This window comes from Streptomyces sp. TRM70350, assembly GCF_019219825.1.
Lineage (GTDB): Bacteria > Actinomycetota > Actinomycetes > Streptomycetales > Streptomycetaceae > Streptomyces.
In genome coordinates this window covers 281727-294595 of record NZ_JAHUXH010000006.1, presented here as the reverse complement: position 1 = coordinate 294595, position 12869 = coordinate 281727, and the positions used below count along the sequence as shown (strand labels likewise).

Below are 12869 nucleotides of genomic sequence, written 5' to 3'. Positions count from 1 at the left end.
CTCACGGCAGGCGCGGTTCGCGATGCGGGGTCGTGCGTGGTCTCACGCACGCTCCACCACCAGCTCGGGGTGCTCTGTTCGCGTGGGCTCCGCCGCCTGCTTCTCTGTCCCGCTCACGCCTGCTTCACCCCCGCTCGGATGTCCCGCTCACGCCTGCTTCACCCCCGCTCGGATGTCCCGCTCACGCCTGCTTCACCCCCGCTCGGATGTCCCGCTCACGCCTGCTTCACCCCCGCTCGGACGCCCCCCTCACGCCCCCTCAGTCGCTCACCCTCACTCGTGTGCGATCGCCGCCAGCACATTCATGCGCGACGCCCGCAGCGCCGGCAGCAGTGCCGCCACGACCCCGACCACCGCCGATCCGATCACGACCGCGACGATCGTCCCCCACGGGATCGCCAGCGCGGTCATGCCCTCCAGCGCCAGCACCTGCTGGGTGCACAGACCCCACACCAGCCCCAGCGCGAGCCCGAGCACCGCGCCGAACACCGCGATCACCACCGACTCCAGCCGGATCATGCGGCGCAGTTGCCGCCGGGCGAGCCCGACGGCCCGCAGCAGACCGATCTCCCGGGTGCGCTCGACGACGGACAGGGCGAGGGTGTTGACCACGCCGAGCACGGCGATGACGATCGCCAGCCCGAGCAGGGCGTACACGAGGTACAGCAGCACCGCGATCTGGTCGCGGACCAGCTGCTTGTAGTCGGCGAGGTCCCGCACCTGCACCTGCGGATACCCCTCCAGCGTCGCCTCCAGGCTGCCACGCAGGTCGTCCGGATCGGTGCCGGGCGAGCCGTTGACGTACAGCGCGGAGTCCTGCGCGCCCGGCGCGTGCCGCTCCAGGGTGGCGAGCCCGAAGTAGATCCCGCCCTGCATGCCGAAGCCCTCGGCGGACTCCTGGTCGGTCAGCGCGCCGACGGTCAGTTCGGCCTTCCGTCCGCCCTGGAACTCGACGGGGACCGTGCTGCCGACCCGTACGCCGTGGTCCCGCGCGAAGTCCCGGTCCATCGCCATCCGCCCGGGGGCCAGCGCGGCGGCGCTGTCCCCTTGCGCGTAGGTGACGTTGGCGACCTCGTCGAGCTGCGGGTCGTAGCCGGCGGCCGTCGTCTCGATCCGGGCGCCGTCGGGGAGCGTCACCGCGATCGGCGCGAACTGCGAACGCACGACCAGGCCGACGCCCTCGGTCTCGCGCACCCGCTGGGTGACCTCCTGCGGGAAGGGCACGAAGTTGGCGTTCTGGAGCACGAAGTCCGCGCCCAGTGTCTGGTCGATCTGCTCGTCGAACGACTTCGTCATCGAGGCGCTCGCCACCGACATCCCGCCCACCAGCGCGAGCCCCACCATGAGCGCGGCCGCGGTGGCGCCGGTACGACGGGGATTGCGCAGGGCGTTGCGCTGGCTCATCCGCCCGATGGAACCGAACAGCGCCGGGAACCAGCCGCCCAGCACCCGGATCACCGGCCGCACCAGCAGCGGTCCCGCGATCACGGTCGCGACCAGCGTCAGGACGACCCCGAGGCCGAGCAGGGACGCGGCCGACCCGGTGTCGGAGGCCACGACACAACCCGTCAGCGCGGCCGCGCCGGTCGCCCCGACGACGGCGCCCACGATCGCGCGCACCTTGAGCGGCCGACCCACCCCGGCGACCTCGGCGTCCGCGAGCGCCGCCATCGGCGGGACGGCGGCGGCGCGGCGGGCCGGGAGGTACGCGGCGACGAGGGTGACGCCGACTCCGACGACGTACGCCGTCACGGGTGTCGCCCAGCCGATGACCATCTCGGTGGACTTGATGTTCATGCCGAGCAGGCCCATCAGCTCGATCAGCCCGGCGGCGAGCCCGATACCGGCGGCCAGGCCCAGCGTGGAGCCGACCAGGCCGAGCAGCAGCGCCTCGGTGAGCACCGAGCGGCGGACCTGGCGGCGGTCGGCACCCAGCGCGCGCAGCAGACCCAGTTCGCGGGTGCGCTGGGCGATCAGCATGGAGAAGGTGTTGACGATCAGGAACACGCCCACCAGCACGGCGATCCCGGCGAAGCCGAGCATCACCCACTTGATGATGTCGAGGAAACCGCCGAGCTGTTCGACGTCGGACTGGGCCTGTTCGCCGGCGGTGCGGAAGCCGTGGCGGCCCTCGCCGAGCGCCGCCGCCACGCGCTCCTTGAGCGTCTCGTCGCTGACGCCCGGTGCCGCGTCCACGGTGATGGCGGTGGCGCCCTTCGGATCGCCGAGGAGTTTTGTCTGCGCGGTCGGCGTGTCCACGAACAGCAGTGCGGCACCGGGGTTGGTGGTGGTGAAGGTGACGATGCCGACGACCTCGACCCTGAACGAGCCGGGCGCCGCGATCACCGTCAGGGTGTCCCCGATCCGTACGTCCTTGCGGTCGGCGGTCTCGGAGTCGATCAGCGCCTCGGTCGGCCCGCGCGGGGCGTGACCCGAGGTCAGCTCCACGGGGCTGCGCTCGGTCGGGTTCCAGTTGCTGCCGAGCGTGGGAGCGCCGGTCGTCGGGCTGACCGACTCGTTGCGGTCGTCGACCACGGTGATGTTCTGGACCTCGACCTCCGCGCGGGCGGCGGCCACCCCGTCGATGCGGGCCACCCGCTCGGCGAGGTCGGCCGGCAGAGTGGCCGTCGCGCCCGACGGCACCGCCTCGTCGAGGGTCTCCCTGAGGCTGACGGTGACGTCGGCCGCCGTCGAGGCGAAGAGCCGGTCGAAGGTGCGGCTGACGGTGTCGGAGAAGATCAGGCTGCCCGCGACGAACGCGACGGACAGCAGTACGGCCAGCGCCGAGAGGAGCAGCCGCCCCTTGTGAGCGAGGAAGCTTCTGAGGGTCGCCTTCAGCACCGGTTCAGTCTCCCTGGGCGGGGGCGTCGTCGGACTGACGGCGGATCACGTCGAACCCGGGGGTCTGGGGGGCACCCCCAGTGAAGAGGCGCATCCGTTCCAGCACCGCCTCCGCCGTGGGCCGCGCCATCTCGTCGACGATCCGTCCGTCGCCGAGGAAGAGCACCAGGTCGGAGTGGGCGGCGGCGCCCGGGTCGTGGGTGACCATGACCACGGTCTGCCCGAGTTCGTCGACGGCCTCGCGCAGAAAGCCGAGGACCTCCAGGCCCGCGCGCGAGTCGAGGTTGCCGGTCGGCTCGTCCGCGAAGATCAGCTCCGGCCGGGAGGCGAGGGCCCGGGCGCAGGCGACGCGCTGCTGCTGGCCGCCGGACAGCTGCGAGGGGCGGTGCCCGAGCCGGTCCCGCAGCCCGAGAGTGTCGACGACCTGGTCCAGCCACTTCTGGTCGGGCTTCTGGCCCGCGATGTCCATGGGCAGGGTGATGTTCTCCAGCGCGTTCAGCGTCGGGATCAGGTTGAAGGACTGGAACATGAACCCGATCCGGTCCCGGCGCAGCCGGGTCAGCTCGCGCTCCTTCAGTCCGGTGATCTCGGTGTCGCCGAGCCACACCTGTCCCGACGAGACGGTGTCGAGTCCGGCCAGGCAGTGCATGAGGGTGGACTTGCCGGACCCCGACGGGCCCATCACGGCGGTGAACCGTCCGCGCGCGATGTCGACGTCCACCGAGTCCAGGGCGAGCACCGTCGTCTCGCCCGAGCCGTATGCCTTGGTCAGACCGCGGGCCCGGGCGGCGACCCCGTCGGCCGAGGCGAGCCCCGGGGCGTGCTGCGCAGCAGGTGTGGACAAGGGTGCCTCCTTGGTCGCTCCTCGTTCGTGGACGTCCCGGGTTCCTTGCCGTGGCCGACGGCAGCGTCTTGCTCGACCGACAGTAGTGTGATCCGCAGCACACACGGTATCCACCGGAGGTCCCGGGCCGTCTCCTGCCCAGGTCGCGCGCCGTATGCGGGTGTAAGGGGCATTCAACCGGCCTCGCAGGCGCCCTTGCCCTGCTAGCGCCTCAGCGCTAGCTTCAAGGTATGGCCAAGACCCAGTTGAACGTCCGCGTCGACGAGGACACCGCCCGCGCGGCCCGCGAACGCGCCCTCGCGCGCGGGATGAGCGTCAACCGCTACATCGAGGAACTCGTCAAGCAGGACACCGGCGAGGTCGGCCACACCTTCGTGGAGGCGGCCGCCGACTTCATGAAGCAGTACGAGTCGGTCTTCGCCGAGGAGTTCGGCACCGACCGTGAGGGTACGCGCGAAGGTCGCCGCTGATCCCTTGAGCGACCTCACCATCGACCTCGCCTGGCTCCTGATGCTCGCCGAACAGAAGACGCCGGGAGACCCCCAGGTCACCGACTGGGGAGCCCTCGTCGCCGCCGTCGCGCGCCACCGGGCCGAGATCTTCGACGTCCCCGTCTACGACACCCCGCACGCCCGCGCCGCGGCCCTGCTCCAACTGCTGATCCACATCCCGGCGCTGGAGCGTTCCAACGCCCTGTTCGCCTCCGCCGTCGCGTACGCCTATCTCGTCGCCGGCGGCGCCAAGGTCGTCACCTCGCCCGAGCAGGTGCGCGATCTGGCCCGGCTGGTCAAGAGCGGTGAGGCGTCGGTGCACGACATCGCGCGCGAGCTGCGCCGGTGGAGCCAGTGAGACGCCCGCCTACTGCTGCGGCCGCCACGCGGTGCCGAGCACGCAGAACGACGTGGGCAGCACCGGCCCCTTCTCCGGCATCAGCATCCGCCGGTACGGCCCCAGTTCGAACCCGGCGTCCCGGAGCGCCCCGACCGGATCCCGGGACAGATGGCAGCCGCCGTTCAGCACCGGCCACACCGTGCGGTCCAGCGCCCGCTGCGTGAAGCCCATCGCGCGGCCGCCGCCCCGGCCGTGCTCGAAGAACCGCACCTGACCGCCGGGCCGCAGCACCCGCCGTACCTCACCGAGGGCGCGCGGCACGTCCCGCACACTGCACAGCACCAGCGACAGCACCACCGCGTCGAAACCCTCGCTCTTGACCGGCAGCGCCTCCGCCGCGCCCGGCACCACGTCGACGGGCATTTCGGCACGCAGGGCGGCCTCCACCGCGAGCTGCCGCAGGCTGCGCTCCGGTTCGATGGCGACGACCTCCGCGACCGTACGCGGATAGTGCGCGAAGTTCAGGCCGTTGCCCGCGCCGATCTCGATCACCCGCCCGGACAGCCCGGCGAGCAGCCGGTCGCGCACCCCGGCCATGCCCATGCGGGTCTCGGCGGCCACGCTGAGACGGGCGTAGTAGCGGGCGAACAGCGGGTGGTGCACGGGATCCCGCGCCACCTTGCCGGTGCCGGTGGACCGTAGCGGCATGGAAACCTCCCGGGCAGGACGGGCCATACGGGGATTGTCCCCCGGAAACGCCCCGCGCACCCCGCGACTTCGAACGCGCCCGCACCGCGCGCTCGTGAGCCTCCCTACGACGCCGTTCCGGCGTCCTTCAACGGACCGGGCCGCTCCGCAACCCGGAACGCCTCCGCGTCCCACGTCCCGTCCAGCCGCGGCGCCAGCCACCCCGGCGCCGCCGCCCGGAAGACCTCCGGCGCCAGCGCCCCCGCCCCGTCCGGAAGCGCTCCCAGTAGCGGCGCGCACGCCACCTCCGGCAGATCCGCCAGATTGCAGCGCGAGGCCAGGTCCGGCTCGGTGGGCCAGCTGCCGATCACCACGCCCAGCAAGTCGAGCCCCCGGCGGCGTACTTCACGTGCCGTCAGCTCGGTAGTGTTCAGCGTGCCCAGTCCCGCCGCCGCCACCACGAGCACCGGCGCCGCCAGCAGCTCGGCCGCGTCCGCCAGGGTCCCGCCCGCCGGGTCGAACCGCACCAGCAGCCCGCCCGCGCCCTCCACCAGCACCAGATCGTGCTCGGTGGCCAGCTTGGCCGCGGTCTCCGCGATCTCCTGCGGATGCACCGGCGCCCGCCCGGCCCGCCGCGCCGCGGTACCCGGCGCCAACGGCTCCGGATAGCGGGCGAGTTCGCTCGCCGCGACCGGTCCCGCCAGCCGCGCGACCTCCTCGGCGTCCCCGCGCTCATCCGGTCGTACGCCCGTCTGCGCGGCCTTCAGAACGGCGACCGAGCGCCCCGCGGCCACCGCCGACGCGGCGACCGCGGCCGTCGTGACCGTCTTGCCGACCTCCGTGCCCGTCCCCGTGATCACCAGGATCGGCATGTCATCCCTCCCGCGCGGCCGCGCACACCGCGCGCCCGATCCGTGCCAGGTCCGCGTCGCCCGTGACGTACGGCGGCATGGTGTAGACGAGGTCGCGGAACGGCCGCAGCCACACGCCCTCGCGCACGGCGGCCCGCGTCGCCGCCGCCATGTCCACCGCGTGGTCGAGCTGGACGACCCCGATGGCGCCCAGGACCCGTACCTCGCGTACTCCCGGGAGGTCCGCGGCCGGTGCCAGCCCCTCCCGCAGTCCCGTCTCGATCCGCTTGACCTCCGTGCGCCAGTCCTGGCCGAGCAGCAGCTCGATCGAGGCGCAGGCCACGGCCGCCGCCAGCGGATTGCCCATGAACGTCGGCCCGTGCGCCAGCACGGGCACCTCGCCCCGGGAGATGCCGTCGGCCACCCGTGACGTGCACAGCGTCGCCGCCATCGTCAGGTAGCCGCCGGTCAGCGCCTTGCCCACGCACATGACGTCCGGCGTCACGGCCGCGTGCTCCGCCGCGAACAGCGCACCCGTACGGCCGAACCCGGTCGCGATCTCGTCGAACACCAGCAGCACGTCGTGCGCGTCGCACGCCTCGCGCAGCACTCGCAGATACGCGGGGGAGTGGAACCGCATGCCGCCCGCGCCCTGCACCACCGGCTCCACGACGACGGCGGCCAGTTCGCCCGCGTGTCGCTCGATCAGGCCGCGCAGCCGGTCGGCGTACGACTCCTCGTACGCGGGCGGCGGCGGGTCCGCGAACACCTGCCGGGGCAGCACCCCGGTCCACAGTTCGTGCATGCCGCCCTCGGGGTCGCACACCGACATCGGCTGCCAGGTGTCGCCGTGGTAGCCGCCCCGCCAGGTGAGCAGGCGTCGCTTCTCGGGTCGGCCGAGCGAACGCCAGTACTGCAGGCACATCTTGATCGCGACCTCGACCGACACCGACCCGGAGTCGGCGAGGAACACATGCTCCAGACCGTCGGGCGACATGTCGACAAGGAGCTTCGCGAGCCGTACGGCGGGCTCGTGCGTGAGCCCGCCGAACATCACGTGGCTCATCCGCGCCAACTGCCCGCGCGCGGCCTCGTTCAGCACCGGGTGGTTGTAGCCGTGGATCGCCGACCACCAGGACGACATCCCGTCGACCAGCTCGCCCGAGCCGTCGGCGAGCCGCAGCCGGACCCCGCTCGCCGACTCCACGACGAGCGGTTCCTGCCGGCCGGGCATGGGGCCGTACGGGTGCCAGACGTGCCGCCGGTCGAGGTCCAGCAGCTCGGGCAGGGTCAGGTCAGGCATTGGGCGCGAGGTCCGTTCCGGCACCCCGGCGGCGTACGGCGACCAGGTCCGTACGCGGCTCGGCGGTCTGCGGGGCGGACGCGGAGCCGCAGACTCCGCCCCCCTCGTGCGACCCGCACCCGGCACCTTCGGCGCTCTTGTGGGTACCGCACCCGCCGCCCGCCCGGTGCTCCGGCAGCGTCACCTGGTCGGTGCCCTCCACCTCGAACCCGGCGTCCGCGATCATCTCCAGGTCGGCCTTGCCCGCCTGGCCCTCGCTGGTGAGGTAGTCGCCGAGGAAGATGGAGTTGGCCAGATGCAGGGCGAGGGGCTGCATCGAGCGCAGATGGACCTCGCGGCCGCCCGCGATGCGCACCTCGACGTCCGGGCACACGAACCGCACCATCGCCAGGATCCGCAGACAGCGCTGCGGGGTGAGGTGCCACTCCTTGGCGAGCGGGGTGCCCTCGAACGGGATCAGGAAGTTGACCGGCACCGAGTCCGGGTCCAGCTGACGCAGCGCGAACACGACGTCGACCAGGTCCTCGTCGCTCTCGCCCATCCCGGCGATCAGACCGGAGCAGGCCGACAGCCCGGCCGCGTGCGCCTTCTGGACCGTGTCCACCCGATCGGCGTACGTGTGCGTGGTCGTGATGTCCGCGTACGTCCCCTCGGACGTGTTGAGGTTGTGGTTGTAGGCGTCCGCGCCGGCGTCGCGCAGCCGCTCCGCCTGGCCCTCGGAGAGCAGCCCGAGGCAGGCGCACACCTCGACGCCCTCGTTCTGCTCCTTGATCGCCCGGATGGTCTCGGAGACCCGGTCGACGTCCCGGTCGGTCGGGCCGCGCCCGCTGGCCACCAGACAGACCCGCTTGGCGCCGCCCGCGAGCCCGGCGGCCGCCGCCTGGGAGGCCTCGTCGGGCTTCAGCCAGGTGTACTTGAGGATGTCGGCCTTGGAGCCGAGGCGTTGGGAGCAGTACGAGCAGTCCTCGGGGCACAGCCCCGACTTGAGGTTGACGAGATAGTTCAGCTTCACCCGACGGCCGAACCAGTGGCGGCGCACCTTGCCGGCCGCGGCCACCACATCGAGCACGTCGTCGTCGGAAGTGGCGAGGACGGCCAGTGCTTCCTCGCGGGTCGGCGTCTCGCGCCGAAGCCCCTTGTCCACCAGCGTGTTCAGCAGGTCCATGGAAGCTGATCCTGTCCTAATGCACCACCTCAGGCCAAGAGGAGACTTCGCACAACCCTGGGCCGTCGACGTGTGGGTATTGCCACACCCTGAGCTGCGTTGGGTCCCGCTAGGGTCTGTTCATTGCCTACAAAAACACCGGAGGGCTAAACCCCATGGCGTTCGGCTGGATCGACGAGCAGGCGGAGCTGCGCCGCCGCGCCGGACTCGTACGGACCCTGCGTCCCCGCCCGGCCGACTCTCCGCTGCTGGACCTGGCGAGCAACGACTACCTCGGTCTGGCCCGGCACCCCGAGGTCACCGAGGGCGCCGCGCGGGCCGCGCGGAGGTGGGGCGGCGGGGCGACCGGCTCCCGGCTCGTCACCGGCAGCACCGAACTGCACGCGGAACTCGAACGCGAGCTGGCCGGATTCTGCGGCTTCGAGGCGGCGCTGGTCTTCTCCTCCGGTTACGCCGCCAACCTCGCCGCGGTCACCGCGCTGGCGCCGCACGGCTCGCTGATCGTCTCCGACGCGGGCAACCACGCCTCGCTGATCGACGGCTGCCGACTGGCCCGCGGCACCACCCAGGTCGTCGCGCACGCCGCCCCGGACGCGGTGCGCAAGGCCCTCCAGACGCACGACGGCCCGGCCGTCGCCGTGTCCGACACGGTCTTCTCGGTCGACGGCGACGCGGCCCCGCTCGCCGCCCTGGCTCAGGTGTGCCGGGAGCAGGGCGCGGGGCTGGTCGTGGACGACGCCCATGGCCTCGGTGTGCTCGGCGACGGCGGCCGGGGCGCCCCGTACGCGGCGGGGCTCGCGGGCGCGGACGACGTGGTCGTCACGGTCACGCTGTCCAAGTCGCTGGGCAGCCAGGGCGGCGCCGTGCTCGGCCCGGCGCGAGTGATCGACCATCTGGTCAACGCGGCCCGGACGTTCATCTTCGACACCGGTCTGGCCCCCGCCGCCGCGGGCGCGGCACTCGCGGCCCTGCGGCTGCTGCGCGGTGAACCGGAGCGGGCGGCGCGGGCCCGCGCGGTGGCGGGCGAGCTGCACACGCGGCTGACGGCCCTGGGCCTTCAGGCGGTACGGCCGGACGCGGCCGTCGTCTCCGTCCGCGCGCCGTCCCCGGAGAGCGCCGTGCGCTGGGCGGCCGACTGCCGTGCCGAGGGGCTCGCCGTGGGCTGTTTCCGACCTCCTTCCGTGCCCGACGGCATCTCCCGGCTGCGGCTGACGGCCCGCGCGGACCTCTCCGGGGACCAGATCGAACGCGCTGTACGTGTCATCGGCGACACGCGACCATGAGTCGGCGAACCACGGCCGTGCATCGCGCTCTGGAGAACTGATCAGGGACGATCCAGGTTCAGACCCTCAGAGGTGAGCCGTGAACCCCGCCCAGCTCTCGCGGGAGAAGAGCAGCGCGGGTCCGGCCGGGTCCTTGGAGTCGCGTACGGCGAGCAGTCCGGCCCACGGGCCAAGGGCCGGCCGGGCCGTCTCGACGCAGTTGTTCGCGCCGGTGCTGTAGCTGCTGCGCAGCCAGTGCACACCGAGCAGTTGAGTACTGGAAGGTACGTTCCGAGGCAGAGCGGTCATGGTGCCTCCTTACACGCCGTCACCTATCACGGCGATGTAGTCCAACGATTCCTCGGGCGAAAGGGCGTGGAACTGAAGGGCGTTGAAGGCCTCGGTGTAGGCCTCTACGTCTTCTTTCCGTTCGAGGTAGAGGCTACTCGTCAAGTGGTCGAGAACAACAACATCCAGATCAGAAGTGCTCGAAAATGAGAAGATAACGAAAGGTCCGGTGACGCCGATGTGCGCCCCTGCCGCGAAGGGCAGAACCTGGAGTCGCACTTGCGGCAGCCTGGCCGCGTCCACCAGCCGCTCCAGCTGCCGCGCCATCACCTCCGGCCCGCCGACCTCCCGGCGCAGCACCGCTTCGTCGAGCACCGCGCTCAGCTCCAGCGGAGGGTGCGAACGCAGCACGTCCTGCCTGGCCAGACGTACCTCCACCAGGGCGTCCAGGCGGTCCTCGTCCAGGCCCTCCACCGCGGCGTGGGTCACGGCGCGGGCGTACTCGGGGGTCTGGAGCAGGCCCGGGACCACCGAGGTCTCCAGCGTGCGCATGGTGCCGGCCTGCGACTCCAGGCTGATGAAGTCCCGGTAGGTGGGTGGCAGCACCCCCTTGTAGGCGTGCCACCAGTGGTCGCGGCCGTGGCCGCCGCCGGAGCCCGCCAATGCCAGCAGGAGGTCCCGGAGTTGGGCGTCGTCCACCCCGTAGGCATCCAGGAGTAACCGCACATCGGCCGGTTTCACGCCGCTGGCGCCGGTCTCGATCCGGCTCACTTTCGACTGGTGCCAGCCCACCAGCCGGGCCGCCTCACCGCTTGTGAGGCCCGCGCGGCCTCGCAGTGTGCGTAATTCGGCGCCCAGTTTCCGGCGGCGCACCGCGGGACCGTGCTGCATGGGCTACTCCCTACTCCTTCCGAGCCGCCCAAATACGCTCTGCCGTCGCAGAGTTCACCGCTTCGAGCGACAGATATATGCATATCTTGGTGGATCGCCACCGCTAACGGCCCATGAGTGGCACTCTGGCGACGAAGCACCAGTCCGGGACCGTACTCGAACCATCCGCTCCGTGTCGGACTGCGGTCCCGTGGGAAGGGACGACGTCGCCATGGCAGACCACCTGGAAGCATCCGTCACTCTGCCGAGCGATCCCGCCTCGGTCTCCACCGCCCGCACCTACGTGGTCAGCACCCTGGCGGAATGGGGTCTGCCACCGGAGACGGAGGTGGCCGACACGATCCGGCTCATCGTCTCCGAACTCGCCACCAACGCCGTTCAGCACACCCTCGGCCAGTCGCCCACCTTCACGGTCGCCATGGAGCTCGACCGCGACGAACAGCTCCGCATCGGGGTGACCGACAGTCACCCGCGCCTCCCCAAGCGGCTTCCGGCCGCCGTCCAGCAGGACAACGGCCGCGGCCTGGTCATCATCCGCTGGCTGACCGCCGAGTGCGGCGGCCGCCTGAGAGTCCGCCCGACCCGCGAGGGCGGCAAGACAGTCTCCATCGAGCTCCCGTGGACGGTGCGGGCGGGGCCGGTACCGGCGGCGGGCACGCAGGAGCCGTAGCTTCCGGGGCGGGTGTGCGGCGCCTTGCGAGGGGCACCCCCTCGTAGCCGTGGCCACGGGCGCGTTGCGCAGCTGGTGTCGTCGGTGCTTGGGCGGGGTGGTTTTGTCTGCGGGGCGGGGCGGGGCGGGGCGCGGTGCGGTGGGGTGGGGTCTCAGGTTTGGGCCTTGGGTGGTTCGGTCTGGTGGGCGGGGCGCGGTGCGGCGGGGGCGGGGGTCTCAGGTCTGGGCCTTGGGTGGTTCGGTCTGGTGGGCCGGGAGCGCCGCGTACGAGGCGGGGGCCTCAGGTCCGCGCAGGTTGCTGGGCCCGGCCGAACGTGCCGCGCAGCAGGGCGCGGAAGGCGTCCGCCGCGGGAACCGTCTCACCGGCGCGGTGGACGACCGAGATCGTCCGGCGCAGCTCGCCCGCCGACAGCAGCCGCGTTCCGACCGGTGTGACCGCCGTGCGCGCCACCATCTCGGGTACGACCGCCACCCCGAGCCCCGCACTGACCAGCGCGCACACCAGGGCGTACCCCGGCGTGGCGACGACCACCGACGGCGCCGCCCCGGCGCGGGCCAGCGCCGCCTCCACCCCCTGCCGGGCCGGATGGTCCGGCGCCATGCTGATCAGCGGCTGCCCGGCGAGCTCGGCCAGCGGCAGCCGTGAGCCACCGCCGCCGAGGGCGTGCCCCGGCGCGGTCACCAGTACCAGCTCCTCGACCAGCAGCGGCTCCGCACCGACCGATGAGGGCAGCGGCACCGGATCGGCCGGCTCGTAGGTGTGCGTCAGCGCCAGATCCACCTCGCCCGCGGCCACCGCCGCGACCCCGGCCGGCGGTTCGTAGTCCGCGACGGTCAGCTCCACGTCCGGATGCGCCCGGCGGAACGCGCTGAGCACCGGCGGCAGCAGATGGATCCCCGCGGTCTGGAAGGTGCCGACCCGGAGCGTGCCGCCGGTGAGCCCGGTCAGCCGCGCCAGTTCGTGGCGCGCCCGCTCCAGCTCGTCCAGCACCGTACGGGCCCGCGCCGCCAGCAACTCGCCCGCGGCCGTCAGCCGCGCCCCCCGATGGTGCCGTACGAGCAGTGCCGCGCCCGCCTCCCGCTCCAGCTTCGCCAGTTGCTGGGACAGCGCGGGTGGGGTGTAGCCGAGCCGCTCGGCGGCCCGGGTGATCGACCCGGCCTCGGCGACCGCCACCAGCGCGGCGAGCCGCGTCGGGTCGTACATGCCTCTCCAGGGATGCTCACAGACGGAGACGA

13 protein-coding genes are annotated in these 12869 nt (G+C 72.4%); 4 read left to right on the top strand and 9 right to left on the bottom strand.

Annotated features, from left to right (window positions below; all coding sequences use genetic code 11):
- Positions 1-273 precede the first annotated feature (273 nt).
- Together KWI83_RS12830 and KWI83_RS12825 are read right to left on the bottom strand one after the other, a co-directional pair.
- Complete coding sequence (locus KWI83_RS12830; protein ID WP_218514451.1) at positions 274-2841, bottom strand: ABC transporter permease; 2568 nt, start codon at positions 2839-2841, stop codon at positions 274-276.
- A gap of 4 nt (positions 2842-2845) precedes the next feature.
- The gene (locus KWI83_RS12825; RefSeq protein ID WP_256362143.1) at positions 2846-3685 is read right to left on the bottom strand and encodes an ABC transporter ATP-binding protein; all 840 of its coding nucleotides are present in this window, start codon (positions 3683-3685) and stop codon (positions 2846-2848) included.
- 230 nt (positions 3686-3915) lie between these two features.
- On the opposite strand from KWI83_RS12825, the gene KWI83_RS12820 reads away from it, so the two are divergent.
- Both KWI83_RS12820 and KWI83_RS12815 read left to right on the top strand, forming a co-directional pair.
- Positions 3916-4155, top strand: coding sequence for a toxin-antitoxin system HicB family antitoxin (locus KWI83_RS12820; protein ID WP_141310281.1), 240 nt, complete (start codon positions 3916-3918; stop codon positions 4153-4155).
- A 4-nt stretch (positions 4156-4159) separates the two neighbouring features.
- Complete coding sequence (locus KWI83_RS12815) at positions 4160-4534, top strand: fic family toxin-antitoxin system, toxin component (protein WP_218514449.1); 375 nt, start codon at positions 4160-4162, stop codon at positions 4532-4534.
- A 9-nt stretch (positions 4535-4543) separates the two neighbouring features.
- Here KWI83_RS12815 and KWI83_RS12810 read toward each other — a convergent pair whose 3' ends face one another.
- From KWI83_RS12810 to bioB, 4 genes are all read right to left on the bottom strand, one after another.
- Complete coding sequence (locus KWI83_RS12810) at positions 4544-5224, bottom strand: class I SAM-dependent methyltransferase (RefSeq protein ID WP_218514448.1); 681 nt, start codon at positions 5222-5224, stop codon at positions 4544-4546.
- 104 nt (positions 5225-5328) lie between these two features.
- On the bottom strand, positions 5329-6075 hold the full coding sequence (gene bioD, locus KWI83_RS12805; RefSeq protein WP_218514447.1) for a dethiobiotin synthase: 747 nt from the start codon (positions 6073-6075) through the stop codon (positions 5329-5331).
- Position 6076: 1 nt separating this feature from the next.
- A complete protein-coding gene (locus KWI83_RS12800) occupies positions 6077-7357 on the bottom strand; it encodes an adenosylmethionine--8-amino-7-oxononanoate transaminase (protein WP_218514446.1) in 1281 nt (426 codons plus the stop codon).
- On the bottom strand, positions 7350-8522 hold the full coding sequence (gene bioB / locus KWI83_RS12795; RefSeq protein ID WP_218514445.1) for a biotin synthase BioB: 1173 nt from the start codon (positions 8520-8522) through the stop codon (positions 7350-7352). The genes KWI83_RS12800 and bioB overlap by 8 nt, the downstream gene beginning before the upstream one ends.
- Before the next feature lie 155 nt (positions 8523-8677).
- Here bioB and KWI83_RS12790 point away from each other — a divergent pair, with 155 nt between their 5' ends.
- A complete protein-coding gene (locus KWI83_RS12790) occupies positions 8678-9805 on the top strand; it encodes an 8-amino-7-oxononanoate synthase (RefSeq protein WP_218514444.1) in 1128 nt (375 codons plus the stop codon).
- 66 nt (positions 9806-9871) lie between these two features.
- Here the strand turns inward: KWI83_RS12790 and KWI83_RS12785 are convergent, their stop codons facing one another.
- Together KWI83_RS12785 and KWI83_RS12780 are read right to left on the bottom strand one after the other, a co-directional pair.
- Positions 9872-10093 (bottom strand): DUF397 domain-containing protein, encoded by a 222-nt coding sequence (locus tag KWI83_RS12785; RefSeq protein ID WP_218514443.1) that lies wholly within the window; start codon positions 10091-10093, stop codon positions 9872-9874.
- 9 nt (positions 10094-10102) lie between these two features.
- Positions 10103-10963 (bottom strand): helix-turn-helix transcriptional regulator, encoded by an 861-nt coding sequence (locus tag KWI83_RS12780; RefSeq protein WP_218514442.1) that lies wholly within the window; start codon positions 10961-10963, stop codon positions 10103-10105.
- Between the two features lie 211 nt (positions 10964-11174).
- On the opposite strand from KWI83_RS12780, the gene KWI83_RS12775 reads away from it, so the two are divergent.
- Positions 11175-11633, top strand: coding sequence for an ATP-binding protein (locus KWI83_RS12775; RefSeq protein WP_218514441.1), 459 nt, complete (start codon positions 11175-11177; stop codon positions 11631-11633).
- 280 nt (positions 11634-11913) lie between these two features.
- Here KWI83_RS12775 and KWI83_RS12770 read toward each other — a convergent pair whose 3' ends face one another.
- On the bottom strand, positions 11914-12837 hold the full coding sequence (locus tag KWI83_RS12770) for a LysR family transcriptional regulator (RefSeq protein ID WP_218514440.1): 924 nt from the start codon (positions 12835-12837) through the stop codon (positions 11914-11916).
- Positions 12838-12869 lie beyond the last annotated feature (32 nt).